Genomic DNA, 21142 nt, shown 5'->3' with positions numbered 1-21142 from the left:
CAAGCTTAGTCGCTGGTGATGCGCTGTGAAGATTTTGTGTGCGGGCTTGCTAGCTCCATGAAAGTTTCAGGCCGCGGTTCCAGTCCGCCAGCCAGCTGGAGTTTTCGATTCGCTCCCACTGGCCCTTGTAGTAAACCGACATGTGCTGGCCGGACCAGTCACGCACCCGCTCGTTAAACGCGTTCGGGTACTGATTGGCCGGGCAGGCAATCCGGGCCCAGGGGTCGCAGATCCACAGGCCTTGCCAGTCGTCCTCCTTGAAGTCCTGGGTCTCGACCAGGCTTGACGGCGTTTTGCCGACCACCACAAAGGCATGGGTAGGCGGACGCGAGCCCCATATCTGCGAGACACCACCGTTGGTGCGGATCAGTTCATGGGCGACATGGGCCATCTGGTCGCAATTGCCGGCGCCGGTCTTGAGGATGATCTCGGTGTAGTCGGGCTGCCCGACCAGGGAGTATTGCCACAACACCACGGGGGCCGCGATCCGCAACCGCGCCAGGTCGTCAACGGCATCGGTAACGAGGTTGGCGGCGCCGACTCCGGTTCTTTCGACCAGTGCCAGCGTGCTGGCGTGGGCTTTCTGCGCGAGGTACTCGTTGATCTGCGCGGCGCTGGGGCCGCCGGCTACTAGCGGGCGTGGCGGCCATATATCCAGCTGCAAGGGTTTGGCGGCGACATGCACATCCAGACGCTGTCCCTGGCTGGACGCGTTCAACAATAATTCCCGTTGTTTGAGGGGGGTCAGGGTACTGGCGGTATGGCGCAGCCTTGCCAAGGTGCCGTCAGAAAAACCGCGGGCCGCCAGTTGCCGGTACAACACCTCCAGCGTCGGCAGCGCCACCAGTGGTTGCGTGGGCATGAGTTCGGCGATGTCCAGGTAATCGCGCTTGTAATCGCAGAAGGCGTGGATCAGCCGCGCGTGCTCGCCGCCCTGGCTGAAGTCCAGGTAATCGAAGACCAGTTCTGGCGGGTTGGCGGTCTGGATAACTTCATAGAACACACCGGTGTCGGCCTCGACAACCCAGCGTGGGCCGGGGATCGGTCCAGGCCGGGAGAGTTCGAACACCATGGCCCGCAGCACGCGCGTGTCATCAATACCTTCGGCGATGCCTTGCAGTTCCACCACCCGGGTTTCATGGCCCAGCAGGTTGTCCAGTTGGTCGTCGGGCAGCCCGAATTGCGGTTCATCGACAAGCGTGCCCAGCGTGCGGCGGCGATAGATCAACGGCGGTGCCGCGACCTGGGTCAGCTCAAAGGCGACGTCGTCACGGCTGACTTCGTAAACGGTGTGGTGATACGCCAGTCGCTGTTTTGCACCGCCCTGGCCGGGCGCGGGAATGATCCGGATATGTTCCAGCGCTTGCACGCGGCGTTGATGAATGGAGTTGGCAAACGCAGACAGCCGTTTGGTGAAGCAGATGAAGGGGGGCGCGTTGCGTTTTCTTCGGGTGGGCGTGCAGCGGGTGTCGAAATGGTGCTCTACGCGAAAATGGGCGGGCGATGCCAGGTCGTCCAAGTGGGTCGGGGCACTGTGTTCAAGGCGCATGACCTTGCCGTCAACCAGTAAATCCGTGGCGGTGGCGCGGGGAATCAGCAATGGCGGAGTGTCAAACAGGCGCTCGGTGACGCGCGCCTGGTAACCGTTGACGCAGTGCACCGGTGTCACGCTCAGGGCGCTGTCCAGACGAAAGCTCGCCAGCGGTGGCCCATAGGGCCTCGCGCTGAAAGGGTCGAAGGCGAACCACTGCTTTTCGCGCATCACCGCGACAATGCGCGAAAAGTCGCTCCCGCCCAGCACGGCACCGATGCCGATGTCGGCCCTGGACAGCCAGCGCACGTACTCGCGCAACGACGTGTTGGCGGTCCAGCGTTGGGTTTGCTCGATGGCTTGCCTCAGGGTGTGCCACGCGTCGTTGCCCAGCCTGACCAGGCCGTTGCGGGCCACTCTGGCAAGTCGGGGAATGTGGTCGAGGGGGTTGAGGGTTACGTGCAGCAGGTGCGTACTCGCTTTGCCCAGTTGCAGCAGTTTTATTGGCAGCGGGGCAGTGCTTTTCAATACCGCCAGGCCGGCCGACGAGTAGGCGCGGGCGGGCATCAGCAGGCTGAACAGGTCGAGCAGGCACTGGTAGCTGCCATAGGTCATGCGGTGTGGATCGCCCGAAGCGATGTCCTGGCCGCACGACCACAACGGCACGAGGATTTTGAGGCGCTGCGTCAATGCTTCGTGGTGGCGTTCAAACTCATCTTCGGCGGACGCGCCATGCGCCTGTTGTCGTGCGGCTTCGACGTCGAGAAAAAAATGCCGCTCGACAATGGCCTGGGTGATGCTGCGCAGGATCGCCGAACCGAACCGCGGGGCGCCGCTTTCATCGGGTGTGGGGCCCTGCTGCCACAGCTGCTCGACGACCACGGTGGAGAACACGTTCGGCCGCGGTGCGCTGCCGGTTTCGTAGGCTTGCCAGTCGACGGCCAGTTGATTGCCGGTGTGCAAGCGGCTGACGGGTTGAACCGAGCCTGGTCGGCCGGTGGTGACCGACAGGGGCTTGCCGCCCAGGTCAAACACCAGGGCGGGCCCGCTGCGTTTATGCAGGCGGTTGAGCAGTGGGAACAACTCGTAATCGTGGGTCGCGTGGGGCAGGGTGCAGCGCAGCAGGATGCCGAAGCGCCCGACGCGGGCACTTTTTTCCTCGCGGGTTTCCAGGGCTTCTGGCTTGGTGGCCGCCTTGCTCAGCACCAGCAGTTGCAGCTCGCCGATGGGCAGCCGGGCACGCTCGGCCAGCGGTAATTGTGCCAACAGGTCCTGGATGGTGGTGGCGTACGCCTGTTTAAGGCGATCAATGTGGGCGTCGAAGGCGGCCTCGAACAGCGTATTCACATGCCCCAGACGGCTGAACGCGCTGCGCATCAGGTTCAGGTTCAGGTGTGGGTGAACCGATGCCCAGTGGCGCGAAAAAGGCTGCAGCCAGCCCTGGCTGTGCAAGTCCACCAGGGAGTGCTCGCTGAGGTAAGGCACGTTATGCCAACGGGGTGGGCCGTTGGACGCCAGGCCGAGGTTCAGTTGCAGGCGCGACCCCAACGCCCAGCGCAGGTCGGGCGTATTGATGCGAGGGTGGCCCGGGAAGACTTTTCGCAGGTCGTCGAGCGCCACCGACCGGCGCGTCGGAAGGTCGCTGGCGAACGTCATGAACGCGCTTTTCAGTGCCTCCAGGCGCGCTTGCAGTCGGGCTTTCGCCGCGTCGATCTCGCTGATCGGGTAGCGGCCGTCGGCCTGTTGCGTCAGCTCACCCTGGGCGACAGCCCAATCGAGCAGGCCTTGGGTTGCGGTGTATTCGCGCCATTGTTGCTGCTCGGGCGAGGTGTCCTCCCGTGACGCCAGGGCGATGACAACGTTGTAGCTCAGGTGCTGCGGTGAGCCCGGCGCGACCCTGTGCGCCATCGCCACGCCTTGGCTGAACACCAGCCAGTGGGTGGAGGTCATGAAGCGCAACGTGGCCGGCAGTTCTCGCACCAAAAACTCCGGCGCTGCCCCCGCGAGCAGCAGGTGGGCGGCCAGCGGCGTGGCCTCAGCCGAGACGGCGCCGCTGCGTATCAAGTGCAGTTCCAGGTCTTCACGCAGGGCCGCATGGGAGCGGCCCCATTGGCTGCTTTCGGCGAGGTCGAACCCCGCGACAACGTAACGCTGTTCATCCTGCAGCGGGTCGAGTTCGATCATCAGCGCGGCCAGCACCAGGTTTTCAAGGCTGGCACTGTTGGTGTGTTCGTGCGGGTGTTGACCGTATCCGCCCAGTGCCTCCAGCAACCGTCGGCCCAGTTGCCGGGCAGGAGGGCGCCTGAGCATGAGCTTGAGCAACCGGTCGGCCTGGGTGCGAATCGCGCTTCGCGACAGCTCGGCCAACAAGGGCCCCGCCAGATATTCCAACAGCCTGCTGCTCGTGCGCGGCAGCCAGGCGTTGACCGCATTTCGCACGGTCTCACGCTGGTCAGGCGTTAAGGGCAAGCCCTGTCGATAGTCAGCGTGTTCAGTGCTGCGCGGCAGGGTCATTTCGAGGATTTGCAGCGTACCGAGGGCGTCGCCGGCGGTACGCGGAACGGCAAGACCGTGCCCTTGCAGAAGCTGGGCGAGGCTGCGCGCTTCGGTGCGCGGCGCAGGTGCGAGCGCCGGATGCAAATGGGCGTCGCCGGCCGAGGCCTGCAGCAATGGCGCGTGCGTGGCAATCACGGCGTCAGCGGCTTTGCCCTCGAGCAGCGTGCGCAAAGCCGCCGCGGCATGGTCGCGGTCATGGTCCAGACGCTGCCAGTGCCGTTGCTGCATCAGCGCAATATCGGCACCGGCGAAGTCGCAGACCGGCAGCACGTGCAGGGGCTGCGACGCGCGCAGGCGCAGGCTCAGCGCCCTGGCCGCGTCTGGCGTGGTGGGCACTGCCAGGTTATGGCACTGCAGCAACTGCGCCACGCTGAACTGGCCGCTTTGGTGAATAGAGGTGCCGAGCTGTTGCGCCACACTGACCAGTTGTTCGAGACGGCCTGCCAATGGCAGCGGCAACAGCCATTCGATGCCGAGTGCTACCTGTGCGCCATTGGCGCGCTGGCCGGTGAGCTGGCGGGTATCGGGATCGAATGTGTAATGGCCGGGCTGCAGGCCGTGAACCGGCTCCAGCGCCAGGAAGTCCTGATGACGGGTGATGTAATCCAACAGCGCTGCGCCGGTTTGTTGGGCGTTGGCTGCAAAAGAGCCGGAGTCGAGGGTCAGCCTGTGGCGGTGAGCGGTTTGCGGGTTGAAACCCGCCTCGCTCGCAGCAGCCTCCAGGCTGTCGGCCAGCCGCAGCAGGTCTTGGTTCAGCCGCTCGAAATCATCCGCCAGCGTTGGGCTGGCGCTGGCGAAAGGATTGAGTTGATCGAGGGCCTGGATGACGATCATTCGCTGCCCCCGGGTCTGCGGCTGAGGGTAACCGTAAAACCGCAGCACCTGGCTGGCGGGCAATTGCAGCGTGTTCTCGCCCACAGTCATCGGCCCGTACGGCAGGCCGGTGGCCGCGGGGTCGAGTATGTCGGCGATGGTCAGCAGGGGAAGGGCCAGAGCGCGCCCTGGCGCGTCGTCCCACAGGGTCCAGGTGTGTCGCGTCCGGTCTGTCAGGGTGCCATTGGCCAGGGTCAGGCTGGCGAGGTCGATGTTCCGTTGCCGGGCCCAGGCGATGAAGCGCGGGCGGTTAATGGCCTGGCGCCAGAGTTGCAGCCAGCAACCTGGCGACGAATGGGGCGGTATCAGCAGCGGCTCGGCGCTGGTGGAATTCAAATGATTGATCAGGATAGTGACCATGTGCTGGTCACCCTCCTGGCGTCGGGTGCGGCCCTGCTCGAGGCGCTCGGTAGGCGTGTCCATTGATTTTCCCTGTGCATGGATGCAATTGCATCATCCTGAGGGAGTGCCGTTGGCGGGGGGATCATGACGTTTCCGATTTGCCTGTGGCCGAGCTCGAAGCCTTGGGCCAGAGCCTTCGTTGCCAGCCAGAGGGCGTCGGCCCAGGCATGACGCTGCACCATCACTGTGCAATACTCGCGGCCCTCGCGATGACCTGATAAATGCGTAAAGGCAGGTAATGCTTGCTTGTAAAAGGCGTATTTACCCAGATTTATCGCTGAATTTAGTCATTTTTAGAGTGAAAGACCCTAGTGTCGGCTTTTTATACTGCACCCCCGCCGATCCCGCAGGCTGTGCGCTGCCGGACGCGCCTGTCCACGAAACAGGCCTGGTTGAAGTTCGCCCCCGGCTTACCGGCCTGGCGTGCGCAACGCTCGGTGGTTCATATCCAATAACAAGACGAGGTTGTACCCCTATGCCAGTTGGCAATCAGCTGCCCCATGGCGAGACCGCTCAGGGCGGCCCGCTGAAACGTGAACTGGGCGAACGGCATATTCGCCTGATGGCCCTCGGCGCCTGTATCGGTGTCGGCCTGTTCCTGGGTTCCGCCAAGGCCATCGAAATGGCCGGCCCGGCGATCATGCTCTCCTACATCATTGGCGGCCTGGCGATCCTGGTGATCATGCGCGCGCTCGGCGAAATGGCGGTGCATAACCCCGTCGCCGGTTCGTTCAGCCGTTATGCCCAGGACTACCTCGGCCCGTTGGCGGGCTTTCTGACCGGCTGGAACTACTGGTTCCTGTGGCTGGTGACCTGCGTGGCAGAAATCACCGCCGTTGCCGTCTACATGGGCGTCTGGTTTCCCGATGTGCCGCGCTGGATCTGGGCGCTGGCGGCCCTGGTCAGCATGGGCACGATCAACCTGATTGCGGTCAAGGCATTCGGTGAGTTCGAGTTCTGGTTCGCGCTGATCAAGATCGTCACGATCATTGCCATGGTGATCGGCGGCGTCGGCATCATCGCGTTCGGCTTCGGCAACGACGGTGTGGCGCTGGGGATTTCCAACCTGTGGGCCCACGGCGGCTTCATGCCCAATGGTGTGACCGGTGTGTTGATGTCCCTGCAAATGGTGATGTTCGCGTACCTGGGCGTCGAGATGATCGGCCTTACTGCCGGTGAAGCGAAGAACCCGCAGAAGACTATCCCGAGCGCCATCGGCTCGGTGTTCTGGCGCATCCTGCTGTTCTACGTGGGGGCGTTGTTCGTGATTCTGTCGATTTACCCATGGAATGAAATCGGCACCCAGGGCAGCCCGTTCGTGATGACCTTCGAGCGACTGGGCATCAAGACCGCCGCCGGCATCATCAACTTTGTGGTGATCACGGCTGCGTTGTCCTCCTGCAACGGCGGCATCTTCAGCACCGGCCGTATGCTCTACAGCCTGGCGCAGAACGGTCAGGCCCCGGCCGCATTCGGCACCACCTCAAGCAACGGCGTACCGCGCAAGGCGTTGCTGCTGTCGATTTTCGTGCTGCTGCTGGGCGTGTTGCTCAACTACATGGTCCCCGAGAAAGTCTTTGTCTGGGTGACGTCCATCGCCACCTTCGGCGCGATCTGGACCTGGCTGATGATCCTGCTGGCTCAGCTTAAATTCCGCAAAAGCCTGAGCCCGGCCGAGGCAGCCGGCCTCAAGTACCGTATGTGGCTGTACCCGGTCAGTTCGTACCTGGCGCTGGCGTTCCTGGTGCTGGTGGTTGGGCTGATGGCGTACTTCCCGGACACGCGCGTGGCGCTGTATGTCGGCCCGGTGTTCCTGGTGCTGCTGACCGTGCTGTTCTACGTGTTCAAGTTGCAGCCCATCAATGCTGCGGCGCGTGCTCAAGCCTGACGTTCAGGCGCACAACAAAAAGCCCCGGGATCGGGGCTTTTTGTTGTTCAGGCGGTGGCCACGCGCGGCGATTGGCTCAGGCGTTGGTTGAATTCCAGCCAGGCCCCCAGCGCGGCCATCAGGGCGGCGCCAACCAGTGCGGTGACGATTTGCATAGTGAAGGCATCGCCAGCCAGGGCGTTGAGCATATCCGCCAGCGGCGCCAGTAAGACGCCCAGGCAGAATACTTCCAACGAATAACGCCCCATCCGGCAGGTCTGTTGGGCCAGCCAATTTTGTGTCCAGGCACGCCCGGGCAACAGTTTGGCGGTGACGTAGGCCAGCGCCAGGAAGTGCAGCAGTCGCACCGGTGACAAGTCGGTCTTGCTGATCGGGTAGAGCAGTTCGCTCAAGGCCGCTGGCATCAACGCGTCGTGCACCTCAGGCCAACGCCAGGCGAGGGTGAGCACACCCGCCGCCAGTGCGTAGACCGCCGCCGTGACGAACAACGGCTGGCGCAGCAGTGGCCGATTATCCTGCGCGCGGGGTTGTTGCCCGTGAATGGCCGCTGCGCCACCCAGGATAAACAGAAACTGCCAGGTGACCGGGTTGAAGTACCACACGCCGTCAGCAATGGCGGCCAGGTTCCAGCCCAGGTGCGGCGCCAGCAGGTACACCGCCATCGACACCGCGACCACTAGCCAGGTCTTGCGCAGCAGCAGCGGCAGAACCAGCGGCAAGCCCGCCAGCAGCACGATATACAGGGGCAACGGGTCCATCAGGTTCGGCTTGAAGCGCAACAGCAATTCATCCACCAGCGCTTGCTGCGGGTGGGTGACGAAATGCGTCAGGCCCATCTCTTCGACCAGGTCGCGGGTTTCCACATGGCTGTTGGCGAAAAACACGATGCCCATCAGCATTGCCAGCAGGAAGATGTGCACCACGTACAACACCCAGGTGCGCCGCAGGATCTTCAAGCAGGCCATCCAGTAGCCTTCGCGCTGCAGGACCTTGCCGTAGGCCAGCACCGAGGCGTAGCCGGCAAGGAACACGAAGACTTCAGCCGCGTCGCTGAACCCGATATTGCGCAGGGTGATCTGGCCGAGGGGGTTGTGGGGGACGTGATCCCAGAAAATGAAGATCAACGCCAGGCCCCGAAAAAAATCGATGCGCGGGTCGCGTCCGTTCAGCATGGCAGCGGGCTCTTGAACAAATAGTTTAGTAATGACAGGTGCACGGCGGCGTTGTCGCACGCCGCACGTCGGGCGGGCGCAGGTTGGCGGTATTTGTAAGCAATTGCAAAGGCTGGGTATTACTGAATGTCTCTAGACATCAATGATCACCAATGTGCCTTGGCTACCGGCAAGGACGGCGTGGGCGATACCGGCTTCGACGAGGTACATCTGGCCGGCTTGCACGCGGATTTCCTCGTCGCCGATGCTCAGGCGCAACTGGCCGCTGATCACCAGCAGGCCTTCGTTGTAAGCGTGGGTTTCTTCCTCGTAGGCCTGCTCATCCATGCGCAACACCTTGATCCGCGCCGGGCCTACCTGGCCCAGGCGCGTGGATTTCCAGCTGTCGGGCAGTTGCCCGGCGAGGGCGGCGAAGTCGAGTAACGGCATGTGAATCTCCTGGTTTCAACGATGCCGTCGGTGGTCCGGTTCAGCAGCAATAAGGAATTTAGAACGCATCCATCAACACGAACCGGCAGGGCTTGGCCTGATGTGCATTGATCTGCGGCACCAGTCGGGTGAAGTGTTCGGTCTGGCAGTGAGCATCCAGCGCGGCCTGATCGGGCCATAGCTCGATGAACACGAAGTGCCCGGGGTCTTTCTGATCGACAAACAGCTCGTAGGCAATACACAGCGGTTCCAGGCGGGTTTTTTCCACCAGTTCGGCATACCACGGGCGCACGGTTTCCACGTGTTCGGGCTTGATGAAATCTTCAGCGATAACTTTGAGCATGGCCGGTCTCCTCACGCAGCTTCGACGTCATTCGGCTCAAAACTGTCCGCGCGTGCCATCTGCCACATGCGCGAATAGAACTGGCCATTTACTTCACCGGTGAGCAATTCACCGGGCTTGAGGAACACATGCAGTTGCGAGAACAGTTTGATTTCAGTCGCCGACATGCGTCGCACCAGGTGCTTGGCCGACAGCTGCGAGGGATGATCCAGACCGGCTGCGGCGAGCATTTCTGCCAGGGCCTTGAGGGTGTTGCGGTGGAAGTTGAACACGCGCTGGGCTTTGTCCGGGACCACCAGCGCACGTTGGCGCAGCGGGTCCTGGGTGGCGACGCCGGTCGGGCACTTGTTGGTGTGGCAGCTCTGCGACTGGATGCAGCCGATGGCAAACATGAAGCCGCGCGCGGCGTTGGCCCAGTCGGCGCCAATGGCCAGAACGCTGGCGATATCGAATGCGCTGACGATCTTGCCGCTGGCGCCGAGCTTGATCTTGTCACGCAGGTTCAGGCCCACCAGCGTGTTGTGCACAAACAGCAGACCTTCACGCAGCGGCACGCCGATGTGGTCGGTAAACTCCACCGGCGCGGCGCCGGTGCCGCCTTCCTTGCCGTCGACCACGATAAAGTCCGGGAGGATGCCGGTTTCGAGCATGGCCTTAGCGATGCCCATGAACTCCCACGGGTGGCCCAGGCAAAACTTGAAGCCCACCGGTTTGCCGCCGGACAGTTCGCGCAGTTGGGCGATGAACTGCATCATTTCAATCGGCGTGGAAAACGCGCTGTGGCGCGACGGCGAGATGCAGTCTTCGCCCATCATGATGCCGCGCGTCTCGGCAATTTCCTGGGTGACCTTGTGCTTGGGCAGGATCCCGCCATGGCCGGGTTTTGCGCCCTGGCTCATCTTGATTTCGATCATGCGCACTTGCGGGTTCTGCGCCTGCGCGGCGAAGCGTTCCGGGTCGAAGCGGCCGTCGCTGGTGCGGCAGCCGAAGTAGCCGCTGCCCAGTTCCCAGGTCAGGTCGCCGCCGTTTTCGCGGTGGTACGGGCTGATGCTGCCTTCGCCGGTGTCGTGGGCAAAGTTGCCGAGCTTGGCGCCCTGGTTCAACGCGCGAATGGCGTTGGCGCTCAACGAGCCGAAGCTCATGGCCGAGATATTGAACACCGACGCCGAGTACGGCTGCTTGCACTGCGGGCCGCCGACCATCACGCGAAACGCGCTCGGGTCACTCAACGGCGCTGGGCGCATGGAGTGGCTGATGAATTCGAAGCCGGATTGATACACGTCGATCAGGGTGCCGAAGGGTTTGTCGGCGGTTTCGTTCTTGGCGCGCGAATAAACCAGTGAGCGTTGCGCGCGTGAGAAGGGCAGCGCATCGCTGTCGGATTCAAGCAGGTACTGGCGGATTTCCGGGCGGATGGCCTCCACCAGGTAACGGATATTGCCCAGGATCGGGTAGTTGCGGCGCACCGCGTGGGGGCTTTGCAGCAGGTCGAGCAGACCGATCAGGCTGAGCACGCCGGTGACCACGGTGATCGGCCACAGCCATTCATGTTCGATAAAGGGGAGGCTGGCGAGGGTGAAAATGACGCACACGGCAAAGAAGGCGTAACGGCTTAGTAACGACAGGCTCATACGGTTTTCCTTGGGTTCACTCATCGGCTAGGCGTTTTGCGCCTGTAGAAAGATCGAGAACAGCTCCGACTGGGATTTGATCCCTAGCTTGCTGTACATGTGTTTCTTATGGACTTTCACGGTTTCAACAGAGATTTCCAGCTTACGAGCGATTTCCTTGCTGGAGCAACCGCTGAGCATCAAGCGGCCCACATCCAGCTCGCGGGCGGTGAGTTGCGCGCCCCAGTCATCCGTTTGCACCGGCGGCTGCGGGGCGCTGACCTGATTGAGTTCATAGGGCAGGCGCTGGCGCAGCAAACTCAAGACCCAGGGTTGGATCAGCGACAGCAGGGCGATCTGCTGCGGGTCAAACCGCTGTTTGGAGCCCAGGGACAGGCACAGGGTACGCCCATCCGGCAGCTGGCAATTGAATTGGATTTCATCGGCCACCACGTTCAGGCGGAAGTAGCGCTGGTAGTACTCGGTGAGTTCAAAGTGCTCCGGCGCGACTTCGGCCAGGCGAAACAGCCCGGTGCGTGAGTGTTCGCGGCTGGCGATGTAGAAGGGGTCGAGCAGGTACAGGCCGTTGAGGTAGTCCTGGAACAACTGGTCCGGCGTGCCGTCGGCGCCCGGGCATTCGGCGAATACCAGCGGGCGGTGCGCGTTGCTGAACAGCAATACCACCCAGCTGTCGAACGGCACGTAGTTGTCCAGCAAGCGCACGAGCTGGGTCCAGAAGTTGGCCTGGTCGAGGGCGTCTATCATTTGCCCCACCGAACGGTGCCAGGCGATGTCTTGCAGCGAGACTGTCATTCGTCTACCCCCATAGGGTTACCCCGGCGGCGTGATTTCCCCGACGGGTGCGGCTGCGCATACTGCGCCACAGATAAAACAACAGGACTTCCCATGAAGGTCGAATTTGCCCAGTTGGCAGGTCGTGATAACGGCACAGCTTACAACCTTGAGCGCGCCTTGGCGGCAATTGCTGCCTGCGCCGCCGACACGCAACTGATCGTATTTCCGGAAACCCACCTGATGGGCTTCCCGTCAGCCGAGACCGTCGCCGACATCGCCGAGCCGGTGGATGGCCCGACCGTGCAGGCCGTTATCGAGGCGGCCCGCGCAGGCAATATCGCCGTGGTGATCGGCATGGCCGAGAGCGACGCCGGCCAATTCTATAACACCACGTTGCTGATCACCCCCGAGGGCATTGCCCTGCGGTATCGCAAGACCCACCTGTGGGCCTCGGATCGCGGCGTGTTCACGCCCGGTGATCGCTATGCCACTTGCCTGTGGAACGGTGTGCGCGTCGGCCTGTTGATTTGCTACGACATCGAGTTCCCGGAAACCGCCCGCGCCAACGCGCAACTGGGCGCCGAACTGCTGATCGTCACCAACGGCAACATGGATCCTTACGGCCCCACGCACCGCACCGCGATCATGGCGCGCGCCCAGGAAAACCAGGCGTTTGCGCTGATGGTCAATCGCGTGGAAGAGGGCGATGGCGGCCTGTTGTTCGCCGGCGGCAGTGCCCTGGTCGACCCGATTGGCACGCTGCTGTTCGAAGCCGGGCGCGAGGAAGGGCAATTTACCGTCGAGCTGGATCTTGACCAACTGGTGGCGGCTCGCAAGGACTACCGCTACCTCGACGATCAGCGCTTGAAATTGCCGGGTGAGGTGATTGAGCGCACGGACGGGACGCGTGAACTGCTGATTCCACACAATTAAGGCTGACCCTTTTTGTGGCGAGCGGGCTTGCCCCGCGTTGGGGCGCGAAGCGGCCCTAAAACCTGCAACCGCGGTTTGCCTGGAGAAATGCAGTGAATGTAATGGGGCCGCTGCGCAACCCAACGCGGGGCAAGCCCGCTCGCCACATCAAGCCGCGCTCGCCACAGTAAACACGCTTGATCATAAGAAAAATGACATCTGCTTCACCGACTTCAGTTCTGCCATAAATCTAATAAATCAGCGGAGAATCGCTCATGGCTCGTTTGCAACGCACCCTGTCGTTAGGGTCGGTGGTGCTGTTTGGCATCGCCTATATGACGCCGATCATTGTGCTCGGCACCTTCGGCATCCTCGCGCAATCCACCGGCGGCATGGTGCCGGCCGCTTACCTGGCCGCCCTGATGGCGATGTTCTTTACCGCCATGAGTTACGGGCGCATGGCATCAGCCTTTCCGGTGGCCGGTTCCGCCTACAGCTATGTGCGCAAGGCCATCAGCCCGAAACTGGGCTTTATCGCCGGTTGGGCGGTGTTGCTCGACTACCTGTTCTTGCCCATGGCCATCTGGTTGATCGGGGCGGCGTACCTGCATTCGGCATTCCCTGCGGTGCCGCAATGGATCTGGGTGCTGGCGTTTATCGGCGTCACCACGGCGATCAATATCATCGGTCTGAAACTGGCCAATGGCATTAATGCGCTGCTGATGTTGGTGCAGTTCCTGGTGCTGATCGCGTTTGTCGCGCTGTGCATCCATTACATCGGGGGCGATGCGAGCAAGCCGCTGTGGACTGTCGCGCCGTTCTTCAACGGCCAGATGCACATGCCGCTGATCATGAGCGGGGCGGCGATTGCCTGCTATTCGTTCCTGGGCTTTGACGCGGTCAGCACGCTGACCGAGGAAACCCGCGACCCACGCCGTACCATTCCGCGTGCGATCATGCTGATCACCTTGATCGGCGGATTGATCTTTGTTGGCGTGTCGTATTTCGTGCAGATCGCGCATCCGTCGTTCGAGTTTGCCGATGTGGATTCGGCGGCTTACGAAATCGCGCGCAATGTCGGCGGTGACCTGTTTGTGTCGATCTTCCTGATTGGCTTGATCGTCGGCCAGTTCGCCTCGGGGCTGTCTGCCCAGGCCAGCGGTTCGCGCTTGTTGTTCGCGATGGGGCGCGACGGCGTGTTGCCTAAGTCGTTCTTTGGCACCTTGCATGCGCGCTTCGGCACGCCGGTCAACAGCATCCTGTTGTGTGGGGTTGTGGCGTTACTGGCATTGAAGCTGGATGTGACCACCTCCACCTCGTTCATCAACTTTGGGGCGTTCCTGGCGTTCAGCCTGGTGAACCTGTCGGTGATCTTTCACTACTGGATCGGCGCGAAAGCGCGTGGCGTGCGTGAGTTGATGCTGTTCCTGCTGTTCCCGGCCATCGGCCTCGCGGCGGACTTGTGGCTGATGGTCAGCCTCGATCATCTGGCGATTTACCTGGGCGTGGTGTGGTTGGCGATCGGCCTGGTTTACCTAGGTTTCCTGACGCGCGGCTTCTCGCAACAGCCGCCGGAAATGGACTTCCAGGAAGCTGCATAGAAGCGACAGGTCTATTCTTATTGCAATCGGTTCTCGTTTGGGTGCATGATTTTGTGTTACTGTGTAACACATTAATTGCACTCAAACGCCCCGGAGGCACTATGAAAACTGGTATCCATCCCGACTACCGCACCGTGCTGTTCCACGACACCGCCGCCGACGTGTTCTTCCTGATCGGCTCCACGGCCGACAGTGAGCGCACCCACACACACAGCGACGGTAACACGTACCCTTACATCCCGCTGGACGTCTCCAGCGCCTCGCACCCGATCTACACCGGCCAGCAGCGCAAGACTCAGGCCGAAGGCCGGATTGCCGGGTTCAACAAGCGCTTTGCTTCGTTTGGCACCAGCCCGAAAAACGCCGAGGCGTGAGGGCTTCACGTTTCACCTCAAAGGCCGCTCCAGCATTTGGAGCGGCTTTTTTTATGCGTTGATATCGCAAGGCCATCACCTTGTAAAAACCAACTAAACTACCTGGTAATCGCCAGGAGGCATTGTCCCAGACCGTAAGGAACGCAGATCGACGATCCGAGGTGTCCCATGGGAGAGTCAGTGACCTTTATCGATGCCAACCGTCCAGTGCTGCTGTTGATCGACGCCCACCCGGATGTTTTGCACAGCCTCAAGCGATTGCTCAGCCTGGAGCCCTTCGAACTGCACAGCGCCACCTGCGCTGCTGATGCCCTGGGCATTCTCGCCACTCAACCCATTGACCTGGTGATGAGCGCCGCGCGTCTGCCGGACATGGATGGTGCGTCGTTGCTGGCACACATCCACCAACACCACCCGCACACGGTGCGCATCCTGCTGACCGGCGAGACCGACCTGACGCTGATTGTCAAAGCCATTAACGAAGGCCAGATCTATCGTTACCTGAGCAAACCCTGGAACGATGAAGAGCTGCTGCTGGCCCTGCGTCAGTCCTTGGCCCATCAGCATTCGGAGCGCGAACGTGGGCGCCTGGAGCTGCTGATCCAGGCGCAGAACGATGAACTCAAGCAGCTCAACGCCACCCTCGAAAAACGTGTTGCCTCTCGCACCAGTGAATTGCAGCAAACCGCCGATATGCTCGACCTGGCCTACGAAGAGCTCAAACACAGCTACGCCACGGGCACCGAGGTGTTCTCGTTGCTGGCCAACCTGCGCTTACCGCGGGCCAAGCAAACCAACCGGCAAATCATCGAATTGGTGCGCACCTGGTGTGTGGCCCATGGCGTAGATGAGGCCAGTAACCGCGACCTGACCATGGCTGCCGCGCTCTACAACATTGGCAAGTTGAGCTGGAGCGACAGCATGATGGCCTCGCCTTCAGACCTGTTGCACAGCAGCGACCGTGAGCGTTATCGCGCTTACGCCACCCAGAGCGAATCGTTGCTGATGACCCTGGAACCGATGAAAGACGCAGCGCGGCTTATCCGCCATCATCAGGAACGCTGGGACGGCAGCGGTTTTCCCGATCACCTCAAGGGTGACGCGATTCCCGCAGGTTCGCGCCTGTTGAAACTGGCGGTGGACTTTATCGAGCTGCAAAAAGGCCTGATCCTTGAACGCCAGATGAACAGCGACGAAGCGCTGCTCTACATCCGCAAATACGCCGGTCGCCTTTACGACCCTGACATGGTCGAAGATTTTGTTTCAGTCTGCGCCACGTACCTCAATGACGTGACCCTGGGCGACCCCAGCGTCAGGGTGCTGGGCACCCGCGAGCTGGAGGAGGGCATGGTGCTCGCGCGCAACCTCAACGCCGATAACGGCATGCTGCTGCTCAACGCCGGCAAGGTGCTGAACCTGCCGCTGGTGGACAAGCTGATTGCCTTTGAGACGATGGAAGGCGCCAGGTACAGCGTGTTTATCAAAGCAGGGCATGAAGGATTGCTTTGCGAATAACGCACTTTCTGTGATCCTTGCGCCTTTGCATTCAAGGCGGTTTTTACATGACATCGACTATCCGCATCGCCGCCGCGCTGTTGATTGGCAGCGACGGCCAAACCCTGCTGGTGCGCAAGCGCGGCACCCAGGCGTTCATGCAACCGGGCGGCAAGATTGACGCCGGCGAACAACCGGCCCAAGCCCTGGCCCGTGAGCTGTTTGAGGAACTCAACCTGCGCATCGAGCCAAGCCAAGCCGTCTACCTTGGTCACTTCTCGGCCCCTGCCGCCAATGAGCCTGGGTTCACCGTGAACGCCGAGCTGTTCCAGGTGCACATCGACGTGGCGGTGACGCCCGCGGCCGAAATCGAAGAAGTGCGCTGGATCGACCCAGCCGGTGACGGCGGTTTGCAACTGGCGCCGTTGACGCGCGACGTGATTCTGCCGTTTTACCGCGCATCGCTGACCTGCGACGCATGATGGTACGCACGCTTGGCGCCAACGACGCCGAGGCTTATCGGGCGTTGATGCTTGAGGCGTATGGCGCTTATCCGCAGGCGTTCACCTCCAGCGTGGCGGAGCGCGCGCTGATGCCCTTGAGCTGGTGGGAAAAGCGCGTCGACAGTCCGCTGGATCGGCTGCTCGGGGCTTTTGAGGGGGACGCATTGGTCGGCATTGTCGGCCTGGCGTTCGAGCCCCGTGAGAAAGCGCGGCACAAGGTGACCTTGTTCGGCATGTATGTGAACCAGGATTATCAGCAGAAGGGCGTGGGCCGCCAGTTGGTAGAAGCGGCGCTCAGCGAGGCGCGCCGCCACTCACGCCTCAAGTTGATTCAGCTGACGGTCACCGCCGGCAACGACGCCGCCTTCGCGTTGTACCAGCGCTGCGGCTTCATCCAGTACGGCCTGGAGCCACTGGCGGTGCGGGTGGGCGAGGATTATTTCGACAAGATCCACATGTGGCGTGAGCTGAACGACGGATGATGGCCAATGTGGGAGCGGGCTTGCCCGCGAAGGCGGCGGACCCGTTAAAGATAAGTTGACTGACACACCGCTTTCGCGGGCAAGCCAGCTCCCACATTTTTAATCTGTGTCGGCTAGCGCACTGCGCTGACGCCATCCAACGTGGAAAACGACGTGTCCTTGGCCGTCAGCAAAAAGTCGCGCATGTACGGCGCGTCCAGCATGTCTGCACGAATCCCCGCATACAACGTCGCGAACAGCCCTTTCTCGCCCAACCGCTTGGCCTTCACGTAACCGCGCGAGCTGTACTCATGCAGCGCCCAATGCGGCATGCCGCACACACCACGGCCGCTGGCCACCAGCTGCATCATCATGACGGTGAGTTCCGAGGTGCGCACCTGGGCCGGTTCCACGTCGGCCGGCTCTAAAAAGCGCGTGAAAATGTCCAGCCGATCGCGCTCCACCGGGTAGGTGATCAGGGTCTCGGTGAGCAAATCTTCGGGCACGATGTACGATTTATTCGCCAGTGCGTGCTGGTTGGCCACGGCCAGCATGGCTTCGTAAGTGAACAGCGGCACGTAGGTGATGCCCGGCAATTCCAGCGGGTCGGAAGTCACCACCAGGTCCAGGTCGCCCCGCGCCAGCGCCGGCAGTGGCGCGAAGGCGAAGCCGGACGCCAGGTCCAGCTCGACTTCTGGCCAGGCATCGCGGAACTGGTCGATGGTCGGCATCAGCCACTGGAAGCAGCTGTGGCACTCGATGGCCATGTGCAAACGCCCGGCGGTGCCGCCGGCGAGCCGCGCAATATCGCGCTCGGCGCCGCGCAACAAGGGCAGGGTGGCGTCGGCCAGTTGCAGCAGGCGCAGGCCGGCGCTGGTAAAGCGCAGTGGCTTGGTCTTGCGCACGAACAGCTGCATGCCCAGGCGCTCTTCCAGCTCCTTGAACTGATGGGACAGCGCCGACTGCGTCAGGTGCAGGCGCTCGGCGGCTTCGACCAGGCTGTCGGCTTCGCGCAAGGCGTGCAGGGTCTTGAGGTGACGGATTTCGAGCACGGGCTCTCCATGAAGACGATTTGTGAAAAACAGCAATGGCGTGAGTTTGTCTCATGTTGCAAGGCGTGTCGATCATGACCGCTGGGCGCCGTTCATCAAACTGTCACGCAACTGTGGCAGCGCGCTTGAACAAACTTCATCAGACTCGCGCTCTACTGGGGTTCTGTGTTTCGGTGTTTTTCATGCGCGTGTTGTGTTTACTGGCCGCTTTATTGTTCGGCCTGCCGTCTTTTGCGGCTTCTCGATGTGACGTCAATGTCCCGACGCAAACGGTCGACCTGGCTCAGGTGAGCATCGCCTACCAGAGCATCGGCCGTGCGTCCGACCCTGCATTGCTGCTGGTGATGGGCCTGGGCGGGCAGTTGATCCACTGGCCGGACGAAGTCGTCGTGGCGCTGTGCGAACAAGGGTTTCGGGTGATTCGCTACGACAACCGTGACGTCGGTTTGTCCACGTGGCGCCAGGCGCCGGCCAGTGCCAACCTGACCTTCGAAGTGCTGCGCTACAAACTCGGCCTGCCGGTGGCGGCGCCCTACACGCTGACCGACATGGCCGACGACGCCCTGGGCTTGATGGACGCGTTGCAGATCCGCCAATTCCACGTGCTGGGTGCGAGCATGGGCGGCATGATCGCCCAGCACCTGGCGGCCATGGCGCCGCAACGGGTCGAGAGCCTGACGCTGATCATGACCAGCTCCGGCGCCGAAGGCCTGCCGGCGCCGAGTGCGGCGTTGGTGCAGTTGCTGTCGCGGCGCAGCGCGCCCAACCGGGAAGTGGCGCTGGAGCAACAGGCCGACTTGCTGGCGGCGTTGGGCAGCCCGTTGGTGAAGGACGATCGCCAGGTGTTGCTGCATCAGGCCGCGCTGTCCTACGACCGCGCCTTCAACCCGGACGGGGTCAAGCGCCAGATCATGGCGATCCTCGCCGAGCCCAGTCGTGTGCCGCTGCTCAATCAATTGCGTGTGCCAACGCTGGTGGTGCATGGCACTGCCGACCCGTTGCTGCCGGTGATGCACGGTGTGCATTTGGCCGCGCATATCCAGGGCAGCCAATTGAAATTGATTCCCGGCCTGGCGCATCGTTTTCAGGAGGCGTTCAAGGCGCCGTTGCTGGCGGCGGTGTTGCCGTACCTGCAAGCCCATCGCGAAGATGCCGCGCACTGGGCGCAGATTGATGTGGGGCAGCCTTCGAAGGTGTTGTGAAGTTGGTGTATCGTGCAACGTTTACGGCGCATCAATGCCAGCGAGGTTGCCCACCATGAGTACTCCCCTGAAAATCGATTTCGTCAGCGACGTGTCTTGCCCCTGGTGCATTATCGGCCTGCGCGGGCTGACTGAGGCGTTGGACCAGCTGGGCGCCGAGGTGCAGGCCGAGATTCATTTTCAGCCGTTTGAGCTGAACCCGAATATGCCGGCTATCGGGCAGAACATCGTTGAGCACATCACTGAAAAATACGGCTCCACCGCAGAGGAATCGCAGGCTAACCGTGCGCGTATTCGTGACTTGGGTGCGGCGTTGGGCTTTGCGTTTCGCACTGACGGGCAAAGTCGTATCTACAACACGTTTGATGCGCATCGCTTGCTGCATTGGGCCGGGTTGGAAGGGTTGCAGTACAACCTGAAGGAAGCGCTGTTCAAGGCTTATTTCAGCGATGGGCAAGACCCGTCCGACCCTGCGACCTTGGCGATTATTGCTGAAAGTGTTGGGTTGGATGTCACGCGTGCTGCGCAGATTCTGGCCTCCGATGAGTACGCCGCAGAGGTGCGCGAGCAAGAGCAGCTGTGGATTTCCCGAGGGGTGACTTCGGTGCCAACGATCGTGTTCAACGATCAGTATGCGGTCAGTGGGGGGCAGCCGGCTGAGGCCTTTGTTGGGGCGATTCGTCAGATCATCAGTGAGGCCAAGGGCTGATGGGTCTTCGCGGCCTTGTGTACCTGTCCTGAGTGATTGAAGCAAAAGCAGATCTGCTTTTCTGTAGGAGCTGGCTTGCCTGCGATAGCATCAACTCGGTGTGCCTGATGTACCGAGGTGCCTGCATCGCAGGCAAGCCAGCTCCCACATTTGACCGAGTACACCTGATGCACTGAGCTTCAAGTGTGGGAGCGGGCTTGCTCGCGAAGGCGGTGGGCCGGCCGCCAGCCACCCACATCCAGCCCATCACTCAAACTTGTAACTGATCGCCGTCTGCACCTGCCCCTGGTTCACATCACCCGTCTGCTTGACGATGGTGCTGTTGGCCGCCGACCCCACCAGGTGCGTCCAACTGGCGCTGGTCAACAATGACCAGTGCGTATCCAGCGGGAATTCAAAACTCTGGGTCAACGTCAGGTTCTGGAAACCCGCACTGGCGTTATAGGCCCGAATGCCCGAAGCCGCAGACTCCTTGTCGTCAACGCCAAAAAAGGTCTGCGTCTGGCGCGCATCGGCAAAGTGCGCCATCAGGCCGGTGCTGCCGATGATGCCGCCACCCAACGGGTAACCCAGCTCGCCGCCGAGTTTGCCCAGCACGCCACTCTGATCACGCCCGCCGCCCACGGCCTGGCCGACCTGCGCGTACACGCGCCAGAACTCGGCCGGGGCGTATTGGATGAAGCCGCCGACTTCCGCCATGTCCGACACATCGCGCAAGCCGCGCAGCGAACCATTGGCCGTGCGGCCCGGCAGGTAATTGATGTAAGGGCCGGCAGTAATGCCGTTGGTGTTCAGCGCGCTCCAGGTCAGGCCGTCGTCGGTGCCCAGGCTGACACTGCCCCAGTCCAGATCGAAGTAGGGAATCGGCCGGGTTTCGTAGCGGCTGCCGGTAGGGTCGTGGGGTTGATAGCTGACACCCGCGCCCACTTCGCCGGTAATGCCGTCGGCCAATACCGTGCTGGAAAAACCCCACAGCCCGAGCAAACCGGCGAATACAGCAGAAGTAACCTTGAACATGGAGCCATTTCCTTATCTGAACATGCGCGCATTCACGCGCGAAGGGCGTCCCTGACGCAAGCACTCATCTTGTTTGTAGCAAGCTACAAAAATTGTAGCTCCTGCGACACAAAACACTCGGGCCATCGGCCAAAACCCCAGCCCTGCGGGCTTTTAGCCAGTTGGCACAATCCCTGCTCTACCCCTCCTGCAAGCGCAAAGAGCGCGATTTTCTTCAA

The 21142-nt window shown here is 61.8% G+C and carries 17 protein-coding genes; 9 read left to right on the top strand and 8 right to left on the bottom strand.

What is annotated here, in order from left to right; all coding sequences use genetic code 11:
- Positions 1-49: 49 nt before the first annotated feature.
- On the bottom strand, positions 50-5383 hold the full coding sequence (locus ACM530_RS04180) for a hypothetical protein (RefSeq protein WP_416364313.1): 5334 nt from the start codon (positions 5381-5383) through the stop codon (positions 50-52).
- 454 nt (positions 5384-5837) lie between these two features.
- Here ACM530_RS04180 and ACM530_RS04175 point away from each other — a divergent pair, with 454 nt between their 5' ends.
- Complete coding sequence (locus ACM530_RS04175) at positions 5838-7250, top strand: amino acid permease (RefSeq protein ID WP_145161475.1); 1413 nt, start codon at positions 5838-5840, stop codon at positions 7248-7250.
- Between the two features lie 47 nt (positions 7251-7297).
- On the opposite strand, the gene ACM530_RS04170 is transcribed toward ACM530_RS04175, so the two are convergent.
- The 5 genes from ACM530_RS04170 to ACM530_RS04150 all read right to left on the bottom strand — a co-directional run bounded on the left by ACM530_RS04170 (position 7298) and on the right by ACM530_RS04150 (position 11617).
- Positions 7298-8422: an OpgC family protein gene (locus tag ACM530_RS04170; protein WP_416364312.1), complete on the bottom strand. Its 1125-nt coding sequence runs from the start codon at positions 8420-8422 to the stop codon at positions 7298-7300.
- A gap of 132 nt (positions 8423-8554) precedes the next feature.
- Positions 8555-8851, bottom strand: a complete 297-nt coding sequence (locus tag ACM530_RS04165; protein WP_242194452.1) for a cupin domain-containing protein — start codon at positions 8849-8851, stop codon at positions 8555-8557.
- A gap of 58 nt (positions 8852-8909) precedes the next feature.
- Complete coding sequence (locus tag ACM530_RS04160; protein WP_145161484.1) at positions 8910-9194, bottom strand: putative quinol monooxygenase; 285 nt, start codon at positions 9192-9194, stop codon at positions 8910-8912.
- An 11-nt stretch (positions 9195-9205) separates the two neighbouring features.
- Positions 9206-10825: an FMN-binding glutamate synthase family protein gene (locus ACM530_RS04155; RefSeq protein ID WP_262210537.1), complete on the bottom strand. Its 1620-nt coding sequence runs from the start codon at positions 10823-10825 to the stop codon at positions 9206-9208.
- Positions 10826-10852: 27 nt separating this feature from the next.
- Entirely contained in the window at positions 10853-11617 is a 765-nt protein-coding gene (locus ACM530_RS04150; protein ID WP_145161489.1) for a helix-turn-helix transcriptional regulator, read from the bottom strand.
- Between the two features lie 93 nt (positions 11618-11710).
- On the opposite strand from ACM530_RS04150, the gene ACM530_RS04145 reads away from it, so the two are divergent.
- From ACM530_RS04145 to ACM530_RS04120, 6 genes are all read left to right on the top strand, one after another.
- Positions 11711-12532: a carbon-nitrogen hydrolase family protein gene (locus tag ACM530_RS04145; RefSeq protein ID WP_416364311.1), complete on the top strand. Its 822-nt coding sequence runs from the start codon at positions 11711-11713 to the stop codon at positions 12530-12532.
- 254 nt (positions 12533-12786) lie between these two features.
- On the top strand, positions 12787-14112 hold the full coding sequence (locus tag ACM530_RS04140; RefSeq protein ID WP_416364310.1) for an APC family permease: 1326 nt from the start codon (positions 12787-12789) through the stop codon (positions 14110-14112).
- 101 nt (positions 14113-14213) lie between these two features.
- Positions 14214-14486, top strand: coding sequence for a type B 50S ribosomal protein L31 (locus tag ACM530_RS04135; RefSeq protein ID WP_145161497.1), 273 nt, complete (start codon positions 14214-14216; stop codon positions 14484-14486).
- A 168-nt stretch (positions 14487-14654) separates the two neighbouring features.
- Complete coding sequence (locus ACM530_RS04130; protein WP_145161500.1) at positions 14655-16001, top strand: HD domain-containing phosphohydrolase; 1347 nt, start codon at positions 14655-14657, stop codon at positions 15999-16001.
- Between the two features lie 47 nt (positions 16002-16048).
- Positions 16049-16462, top strand: coding sequence for an NUDIX hydrolase (locus tag ACM530_RS04125; RefSeq protein WP_242194438.1), 414 nt, complete (start codon positions 16049-16051; stop codon positions 16460-16462).
- Entirely contained in the window at positions 16459-16965 is a 507-nt protein-coding gene (locus ACM530_RS04120) for a GNAT family N-acetyltransferase (RefSeq protein WP_416364309.1), read from the top strand. Before ACM530_RS04125 ends, ACM530_RS04120 begins: the two co-directional genes overlap by 4 nt.
- Before the next feature lie 113 nt (positions 16966-17078).
- On the opposite strand, the gene metR is transcribed toward ACM530_RS04120, so the two are convergent.
- A complete protein-coding gene (gene metR / locus ACM530_RS04115; RefSeq protein ID WP_057012200.1) occupies positions 17079-17996 on the bottom strand; it encodes a transcriptional regulator MetR in 918 nt (305 codons plus the stop codon).
- Between the two features lie 182 nt (positions 17997-18178).
- Here metR and ACM530_RS04110 point away from each other — a divergent pair, with 182 nt between their 5' ends.
- Both ACM530_RS04110 and ACM530_RS04105 read left to right on the top strand, forming a co-directional pair.
- Positions 18179-19198 (top strand): alpha/beta fold hydrolase, encoded by a 1020-nt coding sequence (locus ACM530_RS04110; RefSeq protein WP_145161506.1) that lies wholly within the window; start codon positions 18179-18181, stop codon positions 19196-19198.
- Positions 19199-19253: 55 nt separating this feature from the next.
- A complete protein-coding gene (locus ACM530_RS04105; RefSeq protein ID WP_106579421.1) occupies positions 19254-19907 on the top strand; it encodes a DsbA family oxidoreductase in 654 nt (217 codons plus the stop codon).
- A gap of 246 nt (positions 19908-20153) precedes the next feature.
- On the opposite strand, the gene ACM530_RS04100 is transcribed toward ACM530_RS04105, so the two are convergent.
- Positions 20154-20924 (bottom strand): MipA/OmpV family protein, encoded by a 771-nt coding sequence (locus ACM530_RS04100; RefSeq protein ID WP_262210526.1) that lies wholly within the window; start codon positions 20922-20924, stop codon positions 20154-20156.
- Between the last annotated feature and the right edge of the window lie 218 nt (positions 20925-21142).

Origin of the sequence: Pseudomonas sp. NFX183 (assembly GCF_047943075.1) — a bacterium.
Lineage (GTDB): Bacteria > Pseudomonadota > Gammaproteobacteria > Pseudomonadales > Pseudomonadaceae > Aquipseudomonas.
The sequence above is the reverse complement of the archived record's forward strand: the minus strand, read 5'-3'. Positions and strand labels throughout refer to the sequence as shown.